At 34.8% G+C, this 18,943-nt stretch carries 19 protein-coding genes; 5 read left to right on the top strand and 14 right to left on the bottom strand.

What is annotated here, in order from left to right; translation table 11 throughout:
- Positions 1 to 142: 142 nt before the first annotated feature.
- The 3 genes from ACNQGD_RS02825 to ACNQGD_RS02815 all read right to left on the bottom strand — a co-directional run bounded on the left by ACNQGD_RS02825 (position 143) and on the right by ACNQGD_RS02815 (position 3,217).
- Positions 143 to 781, bottom strand: a complete 639-nt coding sequence (locus ACNQGD_RS02825; protein ID WP_131917079.1) for a peroxiredoxin — start codon at positions 779 to 781, stop codon at positions 143 to 145.
- Between the two features lie 258 nt (positions 782 to 1,039).
- Entirely contained in the window at positions 1,040 to 2,251 is a 1,212-nt protein-coding gene (locus ACNQGD_RS02820; RefSeq protein WP_417998214.1) for an MFS transporter, read from the bottom strand.
- Positions 2,252 to 2,305: 54 nt separating this feature from the next.
- Positions 2,306 to 3,217 (bottom strand): AEC family transporter, encoded by a 912-nt coding sequence (locus ACNQGD_RS02815; RefSeq protein WP_417998213.1) that lies wholly within the window; start codon positions 3,215 to 3,217, stop codon positions 2,306 to 2,308.
- Positions 3,218 to 3,381: 164 nt separating this feature from the next.
- On the opposite strand from ACNQGD_RS02815, the gene meaB reads away from it, so the two are divergent.
- Positions 3,382 to 4,473, top strand: coding sequence for a methylmalonyl Co-A mutase-associated GTPase MeaB (gene meaB / locus ACNQGD_RS02810; protein ID WP_417998212.1), 1,092 nt, complete (start codon positions 3,382 to 3,384; stop codon positions 4,471 to 4,473).
- Between the two features lie 4 nt (positions 4,474 to 4,477).
- Here the strand turns inward: meaB and ACNQGD_RS02805 are convergent, their stop codons facing one another.
- The 3 genes from ACNQGD_RS02805 to ACNQGD_RS02795 are packed head-to-tail and all read right to left on the bottom strand — an operon-like array spanning position 4,478 to position 6,377.
- Entirely contained in the window at positions 4,478 to 4,708 is a 231-nt protein-coding gene (locus ACNQGD_RS02805) for a hypothetical protein (protein ID WP_417998211.1), read from the bottom strand.
- A 30-nt stretch (positions 4,709 to 4,738) separates the two neighbouring features.
- Entirely contained in the window at positions 4,739 to 4,966 is a 228-nt protein-coding gene (locus ACNQGD_RS02800) for a hypothetical protein (protein ID WP_091204000.1), read from the bottom strand.
- A 28-nt stretch (positions 4,967 to 4,994) separates the two neighbouring features.
- Positions 4,995 to 6,377 (bottom strand): MATE family efflux transporter, encoded by a 1,383-nt coding sequence (locus tag ACNQGD_RS02795; RefSeq protein ID WP_417998210.1) that lies wholly within the window; start codon positions 6,375 to 6,377, stop codon positions 4,995 to 4,997.
- A 231-nt stretch (positions 6,378 to 6,608) separates the two neighbouring features.
- On the opposite strand from ACNQGD_RS02795, the gene ACNQGD_RS02790 reads away from it, so the two are divergent.
- Entirely contained in the window at positions 6,609 to 7,199 is a 591-nt protein-coding gene (locus tag ACNQGD_RS02790; protein WP_417992638.1) for a hypothetical protein, read from the top strand.
- A gap of 58 nt (positions 7,200 to 7,257) precedes the next feature.
- On the opposite strand, the gene ACNQGD_RS02785 is transcribed toward ACNQGD_RS02790, so the two are convergent.
- The 3 genes from ACNQGD_RS02785 to ACNQGD_RS02775 all read right to left on the bottom strand — a co-directional run bounded on the left by ACNQGD_RS02785 (position 7,258) and on the right by ACNQGD_RS02775 (position 11,631).
- Positions 7,258 to 9,030 (bottom strand): cytochrome c peroxidase, encoded by a 1,773-nt coding sequence (locus tag ACNQGD_RS02785; RefSeq protein WP_417998209.1) that lies wholly within the window; start codon positions 9,028 to 9,030, stop codon positions 7,258 to 7,260.
- Positions 9,031 to 9,124: 94 nt separating this feature from the next.
- The gene (locus ACNQGD_RS02780; protein WP_417996740.1) at positions 9,125 to 10,573 is read right to left on the bottom strand and encodes a PhoX family protein; all 1,449 of its coding nucleotides are present in this window, start codon (positions 10,571 to 10,573) and stop codon (positions 9,125 to 9,127) included.
- Between the two features lie 176 nt (positions 10,574 to 10,749).
- The gene (locus tag ACNQGD_RS02775) at positions 10,750 to 11,631 is read right to left on the bottom strand and encodes a PPK2 family polyphosphate kinase (protein ID WP_417998208.1); all 882 of its coding nucleotides are present in this window, start codon (positions 11,629 to 11,631) and stop codon (positions 10,750 to 10,752) included.
- 172 nt (positions 11,632 to 11,803) lie between these two features.
- Between ACNQGD_RS02775 and ACNQGD_RS02770 the strand changes: the two genes are divergently transcribed.
- Positions 11,804 to 12,655 carry a DUF6929 family protein gene (locus ACNQGD_RS02770; protein WP_417998207.1) on the top strand — a complete coding sequence of 284 codons (852 nt, stop codon included), beginning with the start codon at positions 11,804 to 11,806 and terminating at the stop codon, positions 12,653 to 12,655.
- Positions 12,656 to 12,789: 134 nt separating this feature from the next.
- On the top strand, positions 12,790 to 13,506 hold the full coding sequence (locus tag ACNQGD_RS02765) for a 3-ketoacyl-ACP reductase (protein WP_417996743.1): 717 nt from the start codon (positions 12,790 to 12,792) through the stop codon (positions 13,504 to 13,506).
- Positions 13,507 to 13,676: 170 nt separating this feature from the next.
- On the opposite strand, the gene mtaB is transcribed toward ACNQGD_RS02765, so the two are convergent.
- Positions 13,677 to 15,005, bottom strand: coding sequence for a tRNA (N(6)-L-threonylcarbamoyladenosine(37)-C(2))-methylthiotransferase MtaB (mtaB, locus tag ACNQGD_RS02760; protein WP_417998206.1), 1,329 nt, complete (start codon positions 15,003 to 15,005; stop codon positions 13,677 to 13,679).
- A 120-nt stretch (positions 15,006 to 15,125) separates the two neighbouring features.
- Between mtaB and ACNQGD_RS02755 the strand changes: the two genes are divergently transcribed.
- Positions 15,126 to 15,548, top strand: coding sequence for a hypothetical protein (locus tag ACNQGD_RS02755; RefSeq protein ID WP_417998205.1), 423 nt, complete (start codon positions 15,126 to 15,128; stop codon positions 15,546 to 15,548).
- A 371-nt stretch (positions 15,549 to 15,919) separates the two neighbouring features.
- On the opposite strand, the gene ACNQGD_RS02750 is transcribed toward ACNQGD_RS02755, so the two are convergent.
- The 4 genes from ACNQGD_RS02750 to ACNQGD_RS02735 all read right to left on the bottom strand — a co-directional run bounded on the left by ACNQGD_RS02750 (position 15,920) and on the right by ACNQGD_RS02735 (position 18,927).
- A complete protein-coding gene (locus ACNQGD_RS02750; RefSeq protein ID WP_417996746.1) occupies positions 15,920 to 16,717 on the bottom strand; it encodes a Cof-type HAD-IIB family hydrolase in 798 nt (265 codons plus the stop codon).
- Positions 16,718 to 16,740: 23 nt separating this feature from the next.
- Positions 16,741 to 16,959 (bottom strand): putative signal transducing protein, encoded by a 219-nt coding sequence (locus tag ACNQGD_RS02745; RefSeq protein WP_417996747.1) that lies wholly within the window; start codon positions 16,957 to 16,959, stop codon positions 16,741 to 16,743.
- Positions 16,960 to 16,975: 16 nt separating this feature from the next.
- A complete protein-coding gene (locus ACNQGD_RS02740; protein WP_417998204.1) occupies positions 16,976 to 17,677 on the bottom strand; it encodes a DEAD/DEAH box helicase in 702 nt (233 codons plus the stop codon).
- 86 nt (positions 17,678 to 17,763) lie between these two features.
- Positions 17,764 to 18,927, bottom strand: a complete 1,164-nt coding sequence (locus ACNQGD_RS02735) for a sigma-54-dependent transcriptional regulator (protein ID WP_417992627.1) — start codon at positions 18,925 to 18,927, stop codon at positions 17,764 to 17,766.
- Between the last annotated feature and the right edge of the window lie 16 nt (positions 18,928 to 18,943).

Below are 18,943 nucleotides of genomic sequence, written 5' to 3'. Positions count from 1 at the left end.
AGAGGTAAAGAGAGCATTTAAAGACATTATTTACTGTATTAAAAATTTAAATTCCTAACCGTCTGATGAATGTGCTAAATAAAAAAGCAGAATGAATTTATCTTCATTCTGCTTTTTTATTTAAAAGCTGTATCGAAAATTACTATTTATTAGGCTGCGGTGTCATTCTTAAATATGGTTTTACTCTTTCGTAGCCTTTTGGAAATTTAGCAGCAATATCTTCGTCCTTAACTGCTGTTGATATTACCACCTTATCACCATCTTTCCAGTTTGCAGGGGTTGCTACGCTGTATTTAGCTGTCAATTGCAAACTATCAATTACACGTAATAATTCATCAAAATTTCTACCGGTTGATGCGGGATACGTCAACGTCAATTTTATTTTCTTGTCTGGTCCAATTATAAAAACCGAGCGAACTGTAAAACTCTCATTTGCATTGGGATGAATCATATCGTACAATTCAGCAACATGCTTGTCTTCATCGGCAATTATAGGAAAATTTACAGTTGTATTTTGAGTTTCATTGATATCTTTAATCCACTCCATGTGTGAATCAACACCATCTACACTCAATGCAATTACTTTTACATTTCGTTTTTCAAATTCAGGATAATAATTTGCAACTGTTCCTAACTCCGTGGTACAAACAGGTGTAAAATCAGCTGGATGAGAGAATAGAACTCCCCAAGAATCTCCTAACCATTCATGAAATTTTATTTTTCCTTGTGACGTTTCTGCTTCAAAATCAGGAGCAATATCGCCTAATCGTAATGTTGCCATAGTCATTTATTTAATTGATTAGTAACACTGTAAGTTATTGAAATAAAAGCAATAAAGGAGAAAACTAATCTTAAAATTGTACTAAATTTTTATAAAAACCAGAAAGCAAAACTTTAAAAATAATGCTATTAAGAAACCAAATGCCCTAGCCCTGATCGCAACGGCATCTCCCGATATAGAAAAACAAGGCTTTTTCAGCCGTAGTTTTTATTAATCGGGATATAGTGTAGAGCAGGAAAAAGCTCCTGAAAAGAGGTGTTATTTTTTCTTTAAATTAGGCAGAAAGAGCGCTATTATTCCTATCAAAGGCAAATAAGCACACAGATAATACACATAGGTAATGCTGGTGTGATCGGCAAGATTCCCCAATAAAGCGGAACCCAAACCGCCCATTCCAAAGGCAAAACCATAGAAAAGACCGGAAACCATTCCGAGTTTTTTAGGCAATAATTCTTGCGCATAAACTAAGATTGCCGGAAATGCAGAGGAGATTATGATTCCAATTAAGACTGACAAAACGCCTGTCCAAAACAAATCAACATACGGCAACAATAAAGTAAAAGGTGCTGCTCCCAAAACCGAAAACCAAATGACATATTTTCTTCCGAATTTATCACCTAACGGTCCGCCAATTAAGGTTCCAATGGCACAAGAAGCCAAAAACAAAACCAAATGAAATTGCGCTTCCTGCACTGATAATCCAAATTTTTCGATTAAGTAAAACGTAAAATAGCTGGACATGCTGGCCATGTAAAAGAATTTTGAAAATATCAAAACCAATAAAATTCCCACTGAAGTAACTATCGTTTTTTGGGATAAATTAGGCAAATCGATTACGGCTTTTTTTGCACTTCTTAAACTTAAATGATTTTGATACCACAACGCAATTCTACTCAAAACAATCAATCCGAGAATGGCAACAATCACAAACCAAATGATGTAATATTGTGAATTAGGAACCACAATCAAAGCGACTAACAAAGGGCCTATTGCTGTTCCGGCATTGCCTCCCAGCTGGAAAATGGACTGTGCCAAACCACGCTTTCCTCCAGATGCCAAAAAGGAGATTCGGGACGCTTCAGGATGAAAAATCGAAGAACCAATCCCCACCAAAACAACCGAAATTATAATCATCGAAAAACTGGAAGCATACGATAAAAACACGATTCCGGATAAAGTGAATAGCATTCCGAAAATTTGAGAAAAAGGCTTTGGTTTTTTGTCCGTATACAAACCAACTAAAGGCTGCAATATAGAAGCTGCCAACTGATACGCCAAGGTGATTAATCCGATTTGTGTAAACGTTAAATTGAAATTTTCTTTTAAAATAGGATATGATGCAGGAATCACGGCTTGTAATAAATCATTCAATAAATGGGCGAATGCAATGGCAAATAATATCGGATAAACGGTTTGCTGTGCAATGGGAGCTGTATCTATTTTTGATACAGTATCAGGAGATGAATTCATATTTTTAAATAAAACTATATTACTAATTATTGGTTCCGATTCGTTTTATAAAATTTAAAGAAACTGAACCACAAAATACCAAAACAACAAGGTAATAAACGATAATGGGATTCCAAAACCAATCATCATGCTGCTTAAACGCGGTTTTAAACCGTGAGTAGAAGCTAAAATACAAGCGGTAATCATAGGTGCCATCGCTGACTCCAATATAGCAACTTGAATAATTTTAGAATGCTGTTGCAAAATTACGACATACAACACGTAAATGAGAGCCGGGGTCAATATTAATTTATACAAAAGTCCCAGTCCCAAAAACTTCCAATGCTGGCTTTTTCGGTCAAAACGCATTTGTAAACCAACCGAAAGTAAAGCCAAAGGTGTTACTCCGCTACCCAGTTTTTGTAATAAAAGCTGAACATAATCCTGGAAATCAAAATTAAAAACATTCATCAAACAGGCTATCAAAAAAGTGATAAATGGTGGAAAAAGAAGAATTTTTTTGGCGATTTGAAAACCGCTTGGGTTCCCACTGGAATATAAAGTTGCCACGAGAATTCCTAATGTAGAAAGCACCACAAAAGAACCGGGTTGATCGACTAGAATAGCCGTTTTTAAACCGTCTTCCCCGTATAATGCTTCAATTATTGGGTAACCTAAAAAGGAAGTATTACCCAAACCGGCCGTTAAAATTAAACAACCAATAAGTTTCTTAGACCAGCCGAATTTACTGCCTAGAAAACTAAAAAATAAATAGGATACAATAAATCCAATCCAAGCAACTCCAATTGGGAATAACAATTCAGTGCTCCATTTTATTTTTGGAATATAATACAAAGCGAGCGCTGGAAGACAGATATAAATAACAATCTCGTTTAATAGCTTGTAAATAGTTACGGGAAATCCTTTTATATTTTGGAATACAATACCTAGGAATAAAAAAACAAAAATTAGGATGAAATTAGTCATAATACAGCAAAGATATTGCTAATGATTTACAAAATGAATTCAAAAAAATAAAATTTGTAAAATATCCTCTATAAAAAATGAACCCTCAAAATGAAATTACATTTTAAGAGAATGGCCTTCTATTCAAGATAGTTTTATTATTTTTACTATTCTAAAAAATAGTTTTGTCAAATAAAAAACACCATCCAAGCGCCTTAAACGAAAAACCCGGAATTTCTCCACCAGAAATTATCAGCACCGTTGCTGTTAAGCATATTCAGCAATTTAGAAAAATACAACCTTCTAAAAAAGAACTCGTTGAAGGTATTTTAGGCGAAAATATTACTGCACTGAGTCGCGCCATTACTTTAGTAGAAAGTACGAATGTCAATCATTTGGCGAAAGCCAACGAAGTAATAAATGCCTGTTTGCCTCATGCTAACAAATCCATCAGAATAGGGATTACTGGAGTTCCAGGCGTTGGAAAAAGCACCTTCATAGAAGCTTTTGGAAAATATTTGACTGGTTTAGGGAAAAAAGTAGCGGTACTTGCCGTTGACCCCAGCAGCACGATTTCACATGGAAGCATTTTAGGTGATAAAACCCGAATGGAAGAATTAGTTAAAGATAAAAATGCTTTTATACGACCCTCCGCTTCGGGGGAAACATTAGGTGGTGTAGCTCGAAAAACCCGCGAAACCATTACGCTTTGTGAGGCTGCCGGTTTTGACACTATCATCATAGAAACCGTTGGCGTAGGCCAAAGTGAAACTGCCGTTCACAGCATGGTTGATTTTTTTCTGCTATTAAAAATTTCTGGTGCGGGCGATGAATTGCAGGGTATCAAACGTGGCATCATGGAAATGGCAGATGCTATCGTCATCAATAAAGCCGATGGTGACAATATCAAAAGAGCGCATCTTGCTAAACTGGAATTCAATAGAGCGTTGCATCTTTTTCCTGCTAAAAAATCAGGTTGGACACCCACAACTGCAGCCTGTAGCGCCATTACCCATGAAGGAATATCCGATGTTTGGGAAACCATTCAAAAATTTCTGGAACTGACAAAAGGCAATAACTATTTCTTTGAAAAGCGAAAAGAACAAAACCAATATTGGATGCTGGAGACCATCAACGAGCAATTGAAAACCAATTTTTACAGCAATCCTGAAATTCAAAAATCATTGGATTCAACTAAAAAAGCGGTGCAAAATGATGAAATCTCACCCTTTGCAGCCGCTCAAAAATTATTGAAAAAGTATTTTGAAAAAGACTAAAATATTATTTTACGATCTTTCTCTTTAAATAGGCTTCGTAACCGTAATTTATGATCATTAAGCCTAAGGCAATCTCAGCAAATTTCCCTATAACATATCCTATTGTATGTCCATAATTATAGGCATCACTAGAGTTTTCATTTGAACGAATTTCAAAAGGAAAAAAATTAAAAACCCCCTTAATTACGAGTAATGCGCCAAAAACAAACAGGGAATACATAAATATATTTTTCATTTGAATATCAATTAGGTAAAAAAAAACCAACTATTCTTCGTAAAGTTTAATTTCTCGGTCATAAAACTCATTGGCAAGAACGATTAATCCTTCCATTTCTGCATTTAATTCTGCTTCGTCAAGATCTTCAGCTTCTTCCATAAATTCTACCTCATCATCTTTCAGATTAATTATAAATCTAGGGTAATCAAGATGTATGATGAAAATATCCTCGGGAAAATCAGTGTTATCGCCCAGTAAAAATTTTGGTAATTCCATGAATTTAATAGTTAAGTAATTTATTATTTTATTTGTTCTCGTTTTGCACCACCAACTTTCTTGTCAATCTCGCAAAGCGAATATACAAAAATAAAGCGGCTGCGGTTAACCCTGCCAGAAGCCCGATCCAAATTCCAACGGCTTTGAGCTCCGTATATTTTCCTAAATAATACGAAATAGGAAAACCTATTACCCAATACGCCACAAAGGTTATGTACATGGGAATTTTTACATCTTGTAAACCCCGTAACGCTCCCAAAACAACGACTTGAATTCCATCCGAGATTTGGAAAATGGCTGCAATCAATAGTAATTTTGAAGTGATTAGGATGATTTCTTCGTTATCCAGCATCTGAGCTGAATCCGTCATATTCAAGAATAAATGCGGTAAAAAATTATGAAATACCACAAAGATTATTGCAAAAAAAGTTTCCAGTATAATTGCCAATAGGAAAATAGATCGCGCTACAACAATCAACTTCTTATAATCGTTCATTCCTTTAGTATGGCTCACTCGGATCATTGCAGTAACGCTTAAACCCATAGCAACCATAAAAGTTGAGGACGCTAAAATAAGTGCAATCTGATTGGCAGCCTGACTATTTTTTCCCAAAGAACCAGAAAGCCAAATCGCAGCGGTAAACAAAGTCACTTCAAACAACATTTGCATCGCTGAAGGCAAACCAAGATTGATGATTTTTTTCAATATTGATTTTCTAATTTCTTTGAAACTGAAATTTTTAAAATATTTTCTCAACGCTGAATTTCTTTTCATCAGATAATGCATGAAAACGACCATCATAATCCTTGATAATACCGTTCCCAGTGCAGCACCCAGAATTCCTAATTTTGGAAAAATCCAAATTCCATAAATGAGTACGTAATTAAAAAAAATATGTACTACGTTAGCCATGAAAATAGCATACATCGAATATTTTGTTTTGGCTAAACCATCTGCAAATTGTTTGTATCCCTGATAGATAATCACTGGAATCAAAGAAAATGCAACCCAATCAATATATGGAGCAGCCATATCAGCTACTTCTTTGGGTTGGTGCATCAAATACATAATTTGTTTAGAGAGCACCGTCAAAATAAATAATGCAACTCCTAAAACCGTACACAAAAGCAATCCATGATGAAAAGTCGAACGGATTTTTTGATCATCTTTTTCAGCATCAGCCTCAGCCACTAAAGGAGTAATTGCAGTAGAAAACCCGATTCCTAAAGACAAAGCAATGAATATAAAGCTATTACCCAATGAAACGGCAGCCAACTCTGTAGAGCCCAATTTGCCTACCATGAAATTATCAACGATACCGATTAATGTATGTCCTAACATTCCTAAAACTACAGGATATGCTAATTTAATATTATAAGAAAACTCTTTAAAGTATTGAGATGAATTCACTTTTTGCTTTTTTTGATGGCAAAGATAATTAGAAGGTTTCAATTCTTTCAATACAATTGATAATAAAACACTCCTCAGTGATAGCTTATTTGAATAAAACAAGTAATTCTATAACAAAATCAAACAATTCTATAACAAACTACGTCTGTTAGCAGTGTAATTTTGCAATGTTGCCAACGGGTAATTAAATCTAATTAGCAACAATAAAACAATAAATAAAAAATTATAATTATGAAAATGACAGGAAAAATCAAAATGTTATTTGTATTTGCAATAGCAATGATGTTTGCTAGCAATGTACAAGCACAAGAAACAAAAGAAGTTAATGAGACTACAAATTACGATCAAGGTTTCCGTTTAGGTGTTGGTTTAAATGCTGGATATTCTACTAATGATCCTTATAAATTATCACTTGGTGCAGATGTAAGAGGACAATATGATTTATCTCAAAGATACTCTTTGACGTTGACTACTGGTTACACTAATTTATTTGTAAGCAAAGCTGATGCGTTTCCTGGTCAAACAGAAGGAAAAGATTTAGGTATTATTCCAGCTAAAGCGGGTTTCAAAGCTTTTATTTGGGAAGATCAATTTTACGTTATGGGAGAAGCTGGTGCAGCATTTGCAGTAAGTAATGTAGACAATACTAGAGACAAAACTTCTTTATTGTTATCTCCAAGTATAGGTTATGCTACGAAATACATCGATATTTCTTTGAACTATACTCACTACAATCATTTTGATCGTTTAAACACTAACGGTTCTCTTGGTAGAGGTGTTGGACAAGTAGGTGTACGTTTAGCTTATGGTTTTCAATTGTAAAAAATTTTGAGTTAGTTAATAAAAATGCGCTGAATTTCAGCGCATTTTTTGTTTACTATCAGTAGTACTTCTTATCCGTCAATGTTTTCATAAAAGCTATAAGCTGTTTTTTTTCCAAGTCCGTAAGATTCAGTTTGTCTTCGGGTAACGTTTGATTTTGTATGTTAAAACCCAATCCGTTTCCACCGCCGTCATTGTAAAAATCAATTACTTCTTCCATCGTTTTAAAAACACCATTGTGCATGTAAGGTGCGGTCAATTCTACATTTCTTATGGTTGGTGTTTTAAAAGAATTACGATGAATTTCGGCTTTCGTTACTTCAAATTTACCCAAATCAGGATCTAATTTTTTATATTTATCAGGAACGCCCAACACTTCACTTTCTGATTTCACAAAACTTGGTGGTACCGTTCCGTTTGTCAATGGAATAAAATGACACGTAGCGCATTTTGCCTTTCCAGCGAATAAATTAAACCCGGCAATTTCATCCAAATCAAATTTTTCTGCTCCTCGCATAAATCCATCAAACTTTGAATCATAAATACTCAATGATCTTATGTAGGATCCTAATGCATTTTTTATGCCAAATTCATCTATCTCTTTTTTAGGAAATGCCTTTTGGAACTTGGCAACATAACTCGCTTCTTTTTTTAAAGCTGCAACTGATTTTGCCAATGAACCGTGCATTTCATTTTCATTTGTAATGACCGCTACAGCCTGATCTTCTAAATAATTGACTCTGGAATCTGAGAAGAAAGCACGCTGAAATGCAATATGAGTAAGGGTAGGCGTATTTCTTTTTACCAAAGATTTACCGTCTAATGAAATGGATTTCTCCAAACCATCCGTGAATGCTTTATCTGAATGGTGACAGGAAGCACAAGAACGAGAATTATCTCCGGATAAAACAGGATCATTGAACAATAATTTCCCTAATTCTATTTTTTCAGGCGTTGTTTCATAATCTGGAAATGCGGAGAAAGCTTCGGCATCAAAAGCGTTTTTATCAAAAAGTGTCTGCGCAGTTGTTTTTAATCCTCTTGTTTCTTTTATAAAAGGAATTTTCAAGCTGACTTGCGTTTTATGCAAACCAATACTTAACGGATTGGCGATTTCTCGAATAAAAAAAGCGCGGTCAAATGTATTAAAGTTGGTATTCGTTTTTAAATACTCCTTTCCTTTTTTAATCGCTTTTAAAACGCTCTGAAAAGATTCATCGGCTGAATTATCCGCATAAATTTTATAATATTTCTCGATGCTTTCTAATGCTGATGCTGCTTCCGGAATGGATTTTTGAGCAATCGGGGAATCAAATCCGGTTATTCCCAAGGTTATAATTCTAAAGACTTCCAAACGCATCGCATCAAAAACATGGGAATCTGTCAATTCATTCGTTTGTGACACTTTGTCCAATCGATTTAAATTAGCCGATAAAATACCCATTTCTTCCAACAACTCTGCTTTTGATTTTGGATTATATGCCGGAAAAATAAATTCTTCAATCACTTGAAACCCTTCGGGAGGCAAAGTCTTTCCATCATTTTCTTCAAATTCTGCCAAAGCTGGACCATTTATAGCTTTAGAAACAACCGGGAAATAATATTCACTCATCGTTTCCACTTGTTTGTAACTGCTGTGCGCCTTTAGAAACTGTTGCTGCAGCTGAACTGTTGAGGAATTTAACTGTATTAAATGCTCCAGTTTAGAAACCGCATCTATGACTTTTAGAATATCTGATTTGAATATATTATTTACCGTTTCATGCTTAGGAATAGCATTTTGGCAAGAGACCATTACAATTAGAACCAATAAAATGAAACTGTTTTTCATGATAAATGCGAGTAACTTTAAAAAATTGTAAAAAACAAAAACCACGGTTCCAAATGAGAAACCGTGGATATTTGTAACTATTTGGTTGGGTTAATTATCGTGCTAATCCTTTGATTAAAACAATTTGACTTGCCTGATCTTCATTTGGACGATTCGTTCCTCCATCGACACCTTTATATTTTGTCCCTCTCCAAGTATGAGGCTGAACACTCAATAAAAAGGTATCATCAATCCCTAATTGTTCTGAAACATCAATCATGGCTCCGTATTCCCAATCCCCCAATTTACTTGTTCCTCCTACATTATATTTTGTAGCATCTGTAGCCGTACGACGGTGGTCTAACTCAACAACCACTTTCATTTGTTTTGTCGCCATGTTGTATTGGTAAATGTAAGCATCGTGGGTTTCATCACCATATCCATTGGCATCTTCCTGAACATAAACGTAGTTTTTTGTCACACAGATATTATCCGGATTTTGGAATTTTCCAGCAATTCCAGTACGGTCATCGCCATCAAGAATTACTTCAAGAGTACCAGCCAAAGGGTTATTTGCATCCAAATTTAATTTGTAAACTCGACCATATTTTGTTCTTGAAGCATCTGCATTTGCTCCGGTTGTATTTTGTCCTGTAACATTAAAATAAATTTCTCTTGCTCCGGCATCTGTACCTTTTTTATAATCCAAATCCTCTACTCTTCCAAATTTGATTCCTTTCAATGTATTTACAGATGCATTTATAGCCGCTCCGGTCATTGTAGTATGGTTCTCAATTTTCACAAAAGAAACACCGTACGATTGGTTCACAACCATATCTTTCTCTCTCTGATTGTTATCCGTTCTTTTCATCATGTACAAAGAACCGTTCGCTAAATCACCAACCGTGTTTGAAACATACATAAACACTTGGCCGCCATACGTTCCTGAATCATCATCTCCTATTACTACCACTGTTTTTCCTGCAAACGCAGATGCTTTTAACGGCAAAGCATTTTCAGCACTTATTCTTCCCAAAGCAGGTAATTCTTTAGAAACTGAAGCAGAAGCAACATCTCCAAAAGGATTTATGGCATGAGTACGCGATTCTTCACCAGATTCTCCACAAGTCAAATACAATGGACCAAAACCATGTTCAGCAACCGTTGCCATTGTAGCTCCACACAACCTCCAAGTTCCACCATTAGAATTCAATAAATATTCTCCTTTTGTAGGTTTGAATGTTTTGTCGAATGTGACTCTTGATACCGCAAAATTGTCTTCGTGATTAACCAAAAAAGTAAAAGTACCATCCGTATTTTTCAATAATCCTGATCCATCCGCAGAACCTCCAAAAACAAAATTTGGACTTCCTGCCAAAACATCATCAGAAGCTATCAATGAAAAAAGCTCTAAGCTTTCAAAGCCCGCTTGCTTTTTCAATAACACTGGAGTCAAAGATTGATTCATTAAAATAACACTAGTTGCTGCATCCGAAGATTTAGAATCATTCTCACATGAGATTAATGATGCTAAAAATAACATTGGTAAAATAATTCTTTTCATTTTGGTCGATTGTTTAAATTTTTAGCAAAGTAATGCCGTGAATTTAAACTCTGAATGAATTAAATATTAATAAAAAGCCAAGAGTTGGCTGAATTTTAAAGCGATAAAAACAATAATTTTACATACTAACCATATCGTAATACAATGATAAACTTCAAATAACTTTCGTAAGAAAACTAATGCTCTTTCTTCAACATCTCTTTATACATTTCGATATTTTCCCTAACTTTCTCCTCCATTTTAGGCTCTTGAATATCAGTGTGTTTTTGCATTTCTTCCCAAATAATTTTGGCCACGATATACCGCGCCATTTCCTTATCATCAGCTGGAATGACATACCAAGGTGCATATTCTGAACTTGTATTGTTAATTGCTTCCTCGTAATAATGCAAGTAATCATCCCAATGATCCCTTTCTTTCAAATCGCCTGTCGAGAATTTCCAATTGTGTTTTTGCTCTTCTAGTCGGCGTAACAAGCGTTGTCTTTGTTCTTCTTTACTCATGTGCAAAAAGAATTTCAACATAATCGTTCCGTTTTGGGTAATGTGCTTTTCAAAATTATTGATTTGCTCCATTCTATTTTCCCAAAACTGCGCCGTAATATCAGCAACAGTTTCAATACCAGGCAAATTTTCATTCACAATATATTCAGGATGCACTCTGGTGACCAAAACATTCTCATAATGTGACCTGTTAAAAACCGTAAACTTCCCTTTTTCAGGCAAAACCAAATAATGTCTCCACAAATAATCGTGTTCCAGTTCAGTTGAATTCGGCGTTTTAAAACTATGCACCACCACACCACGGGAATTAAACTCTTTGAAAACTTCCCGAATCATACTATCCTTCCCCGAAGTATCCATACCTTGCAAACAAATCAAAACGCCATAGCGATTGTGCGCATACATCACATCCTGTATTTCACTCAATTTGACCTGCACTTTATCTAATTTATCTTCCTTTTCATCATCACTATTTCCATTAAAAAGGTTCGTAGGAATACGGGACAAATCAATTTTGCCAATCACTTTAAAATCGTCGGGGTTTATAGACTTCATATGAAATATTTTATCTTTGCAAACTCAAATATAACAAATTATAAGGATTAATCCTGATGAATTTCAGGAGCTTTTTCCAGCTATTCGTTGCAATCTTTTATTATTTTAAAAAAAATAATAAAAGGATTTTCACTACTATCTGGGCTAGGCACTCCTTTTCAAAACAAATACAATGGAAAAATTTACACTCGAATTATTATTTCAAATCATCGGCATTGGTTCCGCATCAGGACTTATATATAAAGACAATTCACTATTGATTATAGGTGACAACAGCGGTTTTCTTTATGAATATCACATCAATTCTCAGGATTTAAAACGCCATCCATTACTGGAAAACCCCACCGAAAATACGCTAAAAAAAGACAAAGCTGATTTTGAAGCCATAACTCATTTTGGTGATAGTTTATATATTTTTGGCTCTGGATCCACCCAAAAAAGAAACAATATGATACAAGTCAACTCCGGCGATAAAAAAGTAGTTGCGACAAATGACATCGCCGATTTGTATGCCGTGATGCAAAATTTCGGAGCAATAAAACCCGAAGATTTCAATATTGAAGGCGCCATCTATACTGGCGAAAGTTGGTTTTTATTAAATCGTGGCAACGGAAGTTCCAATAAAAATGTTCTTTTCACCATCGAAGGAAAAAACCTGACCAACGATTTCACTATACTTTCTAACGCCTACAAACTCCCAAAAATAAAAGGAGTGCGCAGTAGTTTTACCGATGCCATTTTAGTCGACAACAGCATTTATTTTTTGGCTACAGCCGAAGATACCGAATCAACTTATGATGATGGCGAAGTTTTAGGAAGTCTTATAGGGAGAATCAACCTGAAAACCATGAAAATCGATTTCACTCAAAAAATCAGTAACACCCATAAATTCGAAGGATTGACTTTATACACCAATTCAAAAGAAAAAATCGAGTTCCTGCTTTGTGAAGACAAAGACACCGAAGTTTTAGAAACGGATATTTACAAATTGACTTTGGACAAAAATGAAATCAACTTCAATTAAAAAATGTGTCTTTTAGTCAAAATATATAGAACGTTAAATTTAGATTAAATAGAAAATCAAAATAGATTTCAAGTCTAAAACGCACTACTTTTACAGTAAACTTAGCCTTTTATTGGCCTCAAATAATTCATAAAATGACAGACTTAAAAAATAAAAATGCCCTGATCACCGGCGCAGGAAAAGGAATTGGAAAAGCAATCGCTTTGGCCTTAGCCAAAGAAGGCGTAAATGTAATTTTGGTAGCCAGAACACAGGAAGAAATAGACAGTGTAGCTGCAAAAGCACGTTCGTTAAGAGTCAAAGCGCTGGCAATAACCGCTGATGTTGCCGATATTAATTCGGTAAACGCTGCCGTTACCAAAGCATTGGCTGAATTTGGAACTATTGATATTTTAATCAATAATGCCGGAATTGCTGCTTTTGGAAAATTCTTAGAATTAGAACCTACGGATTGGGAACGCATTATTCAGGTAAACTTAATGGGAACGTATTATGTGACCCGCGCCGTGCTACCTAATATGATTGAAAGACAAATTGGCGATATTATCAATATTTCTTCGACAGCAGGATTAAGCGGAAATGCTTTAACTAGTGCCTACAGTGCTTCAAAATTTGCTGTTTTAGGATTGACGGAATCGCTGATGCAAGAAGTGCGCAAGCATAATATTCGCGTGACGGCAGTAACACCAAGCACTGTTGCCACTGAAATGGCCAAAGATTTAAAACTGACCGATGGAAATCCGGAAAAAGTCATGCAAGCTGAAGATATGGCCGAATTAATCATCGCACAACTCAAACTAAACCGACGCGTTTTTATAAAAAACAGTAGTATTTGGTCTACGAATCCTTAAAAGTAGTCGAAAGTCAAAAGTCTTAAAGTCGAATGAACGACTGGCACTATAAAAATCATTAAGGGATTAAGAAAATTAAGCGTAGACTTAATGAACTTAATCCCTTAATAGTTTTTTTTTAAAAAAATCTTTAACTTATATGACTTATATGGTTGAAAAATAATTTAAACTTACACCAAAGCCGAAGCAAATTCCATTCGTACACTTCCGTCTTCATCAATTTTAGTCAAATTGATTTCATGTAAGGTATTGACTAATTCTGGATTCCAAGGCGTCTTTACTTTGACGTAGTTTTCAGTAAAACCATGAATATACCCTTCTTTATTTTCGCTTTCGAACAAAACAATTCTGTTTGTTCCCAACTGGCTTTCATAAAAAGCACGACGCTTTTTAACGGATAAGCCACGCATCATTTTGCTGCGTTTTGCCCGAACATTTCCAGGAACAACACCTTCCATTACTGCCGCTTCAGTATTATCACGTTCTGAATACGTGAAAACATGCAAATACGAAATATCCATATCATTCAAGAAATGATAGGTTTCTAAGAAATGCTCATCAGTTTCACCCGGAAAACCAACAATCACATCCACACCAATACAAGCGTGAGGCATGACTTCCCGAATCTTATTCACTCTTTCGGTATAAATTTCACGTTGGTACCGACGCTTCATCAACTTTAGAATATCGTTACTTCCGGATTGCAACGGAATATGAAAATGCGGTACAAAAGTCCTGCTTTTCGATACAAATTCGATCGTTTCATTTTTCAATAAATTCGGTTCAATTGACGAAATTCGCAATCGTTCGATTCCTTCCACTTTGTCTAATTCCTGAACTAATTCTAAGAAAGTATGTTCGTGTTTTTTATTTCCAAATTCCCCTTTTCCGTAATCCCCAATATTTACACCGGTAAGCACAATTTCTTTTATGTTTTGTTTCGAAATTTCTGAAGCATTTTTCAATACATTTTCCAGTTCATCACTTCTCGAAATTCCTCTAGCTAATGGAATCGTGCAATAGGTACATTTATAATCGCAACCATCTTGTACTTTTAAGAAAGCACGGGTTCTGTCTCCTATCGAATAACTTCCCACATAGAAATCAGCTTCGGCAATTTCGCAGGAATGCACTTCTCCAAAATCATTTTTAGACAAATCATTGATATAATCTGCCAATTTAAATTTTTCTGTAGCACCAAGAACTAAATCCACTCCATCTACACTCGCTAATTCTTCCGGTTTCAATTGCGCATAACATCCTACTGCAGCTACAAATGCTTTATTATTCAATTTCATTGCTTTACGCACCACTTGCTTGAACTGCTTATCTGCATTTTCAGTAACGGAACATGTATTAATTACGTACATATCAGCTACTTCCTCAAAATCAACGCGATCAAAACCTTCGTCCTGTAAATTACGTGCAATCGTAGAGGTTTCTGAAAAATTCAGTTTGCAACCCAGCGTATAAAAAGCAACTTTTTTTCTATTTTTCATAAGATAACTCAATTAATGAAATCGTTGTCAAAAAATTGAGTGTGCAAATTTACATATAAATTGCAAGATTTAAAATTGGATTATCATTATATTTGAAAATGGATTCTAAAAATTAAAATCATGCAATCAACTAATTTACAAAAAGATAAACTAGAGTTAATTGAAAAAATTATTCATTTAGAAGACAAAAATACATTGGACTACATAAAAAGTATCTTGAATGACGAAACTTCTGAATATGAATTAACTAATGAACAAAAATTAGTTTTAGAAGAAGCGATACAAAAATACTATTCTGGAGAAGAACCTACATTCACTTGGAAAGAGATAAAAATCAATGCCAGAAAAGCTATAATGAAAAGAAATCTTAAATTTACTTTTCGAGCTAATATTGATACAATCGTTGCTTATGAATTTTATAAATCTAGATGCAAAAATTTAGGAGAACGATTTCTTGACGAATTAGAAAACTGCTACAAATCAATCGTTTTAAATTACACCACATACAAAGTTGTTCATAAATATACAGGCAGGCAGTCGTAAAAAAATTCCCTTTTATTATTTTATATAGTACTGACGATAAATACATTATCATAACATCCGTTTTTAGCACTAGTGAAAACCCAAGTAAAAAATTCAAATAGTTCCTTTTTTAGGATACTATTTAGATTTCAGAAAACATACTTTTTCTTTTCTTAAAAATATTTTTTTTAACAGTAGTACAAATCCCTCTTAAACATAGTTTATCCATTTCTCCATAAAACAGCAGACAAATATTTCTTTCTTCTTACCATACAACAAAGACAAGAACTGTTATTAAAATATCCGATAATTTACATAGCGCACCATGTAAATTATCGGATATTTTAATAATAGACAAATCGAATATTTGTCTTATGCTTCACTTAAAAATCTTAATTCAAGATAAATCGTCTCACCACTTCTGCCACACCATGATCATTATTTGACGCAACAATAACATCGCCTTTATCTCTCAATTCTGGATCTACATTATCTACCCAAACCCCCAATCCGGCATATTCAATCATGGTTAAATCATTTCCTGCGTTTCCTACGGCTATGATTTCACTTTGATGAATATTCAGTTTTTCAGCTAAAAATTTAATACTAGCTCCTTTATCAATTCCGTTTTGTGCTACTTCAAGAAAGAAAGGCTTTGACATGCTGACACTAAGATGTGGCATAGTCGCTTTCAAATCTTTTTCTACTTCTTTTAAATAACTTGGCTCTTCTAATAAGATACATTTTACAGCGGAAGATTGAACCTCCTCTTTAAAACTAAGAACTTTATTGTGCTTTAAACCGGTGATGTTTTTTTCGATCTCAATGTATTCAGAATCTGTCTCACTCACAATTTTTCCATCAACATAAGTAATAATATGTGTCTTACTTTTTAAACTGTAATCATACAATTCATGGATTTGTTCTTGGGTCAACGTCTGTTCAAAAATGACTTTATCTTCCTTTAAATCCGTAATTACAGCTCCGTTATAGGATATCATATACGAATTATCCAATTGCAATTCTTTGGCGTAAGCTGTCATTGCAGGCGTAGGCCTTCCGGAAGCCAAAATAACATAAACACCCAATTCCTGTGCCTTAAACAACATTGCTTTATTCTCGTCTGAAATGATATGGTCATCGGTTAACAAAGTGTCATCCATGTCCAAAACTAACATTTTATATTTCATTCTGCTTTTTATTATGAATGCGGTTAAATACTCATCCTAAATTCTTCAATAACTGGATTCGCTTTAGAAAACTCCGTTTCTTGGATAAACAATTCCACCGCTTGACCTAGTTCTCCAAAACCTCCCAATCGAGCTGATTGTATGTTATTTTTCAAAACGGTTTCAACGCCTATTGCTTCAATTCTTTGTTGTAACGCTAAAGCTAAAATTTCACTTCCCGAAAACACTTTCATTAATCCCATCTTGTTCTTTATTTAATTATTTAGTACCCTTTTCTTCATCACCTTCTAGCTCCTCAAAGTCATCTTGTGTTTCAGGTTCGAAATCTTCATCCTCCTCTTCGTCTTGACCATCAAAATCGAATTCAAAAGGCTCCTCCAGCATTTTTTCAGCAAGAACTTCTATTCGTTCCGTGAATTGTTCCGAAAAAATAATGCGCTGCGTTCTGACAATACTGTTCGAAATACGCATAATTTTAGTTTCATGACGCAATCTCAAAATTGGGTCTGCATCATCCAAAATAAACATTTTCAATCGGTTTACATTAAATCCAGCCGTGGTAAACATTTCGCTTAACTTGTTTGGAGTCCCAATCAATACATCAACTCCGCTGGAAATATAATTTTTATCATATTCCATATCTCCTTTATCATGAACACCGTAAACTTCTAAATCAGAATACTTTCCGTATTTTTCAAAAAGCGATTCCATTTCCAATACTTTCGCTTTGTCTTCAACTATAATCAAAGCCCTAGGTGATTCTTCGGTTGCACCTGCCAATTTCTGAATTACATTCAGCACAATTGTTGTTGATTTTCCGCTTCCTTTTGGTGCAATAATAATACAATCCGAACCACTTTTCAATGTCGAAAATGTTTCTTTTTGCATCGCATTGGCCTCAGTTAAACCGTTTTCAATTAAGGCTTGTTGTAACTCTTCGTTTATTTTTTTTAGTTTCATTTATTTTATATTGAAAGATTTAATTATTTAAAAATTAAAAGATTACCTCCCTAATTTTTAAATTATTCAATCTTTAAATTATTTAATTATTTAGATGCAAATAACTTCACATCATTTTCGGAAATTTCGCTTCCCCCAAGGATAATCAAGCGTTCCACTACATTTCGCAATTCACGGATATTTCCTGTCCAATCGTATTCCTTTAACAAATTAATCGCTGGGGAGGAGAATTTTTTTACTGCATTTCCTTGCTCTGAAGCAATTTTATCTGCAAAATGTGAAATTAACATCGGGATGTCTTCTCGCCTATCATTCAATGATGGAACTTTAATCAAAATTACAGCCAAACGATGGTATAAATCTTCCCGGAAACGCCCTTCTGCAATTTCTTTATTTAAATCTTTATTAGTAGCCGCAACCACTCGAACATCAACTTTGATGTCCTTATCCGCTCCCACTCTGGTAATCATACTTTCTTGTAAAGCACGCAATACTTTGGCTTGTGCCGAAAGACTCATATCCCCAATTTCATCCAAGAAAATAGTTCCTTTATCAGCGGCTTCAAATTTTCCTGCACGGTCTTTCACCGCCGAAGTAAACGCTCCTTTTACATGACCAAATAATTCGCTTTCTATCAGCTCAGACGGAATAGCAGCACAATTCACTTCGATTAAAGGGAAATTAGCTCTTTCACTTTTTTCATGTAATTGGTGCGCAACCAATTCTTTTCCGGTTCCGTTTGGTCCGGTAATTAAAACTCTGGCTTCGGTTTGTGCTACTTTTTCAATCATCACTTTGATGTGATTGATCGCTTCGCTTTCGCCAATCATTTCGTAGTTTTTACTGACTTTTTTCTTCAGAATTTTATTCTCTACTACGAGTTGTTTTTTGTCTAAAGCATTGCGAACCGTATTCAATAATCGGTTTAAATCCGGTGGTTTTGAGATGTAATCAAACGCTCCCAAACGCATCGTATTGATTGCCGTTTCCATGTCGCCATGACCGGAAATCATCACCATAGGGATTTCAGGTTTAATTTTTTTGACGGCTTCCAAAACTTCGACACCGTCCATTTTTGGCATTTTAATATCGCACAAAACCAAATCGTAATCGTTGTTTTTTATTTTTTCAAATCCTGCAGCACCATCTTCAGCTTCTTCCACTTGATAGGTGTCGTTTTCTTCGGTGAGTATTTTTGTAAGTACTCTTCGAATTGCGGCTTCGTCTTCTATGATTAGTATTTTGCTCATTTTTGATAATTTGTTA

The organism is Flavobacterium glucosi (genome assembly GCF_048286535.1).
Classification (GTDB): domain Bacteria; phylum Bacteroidota; class Bacteroidia; order Flavobacteriales; family Flavobacteriaceae; genus Flavobacterium.
The sequence above is the reverse complement of the archived record's forward strand: the minus strand, read 5'-3'. Positions and strand labels throughout refer to the sequence as shown.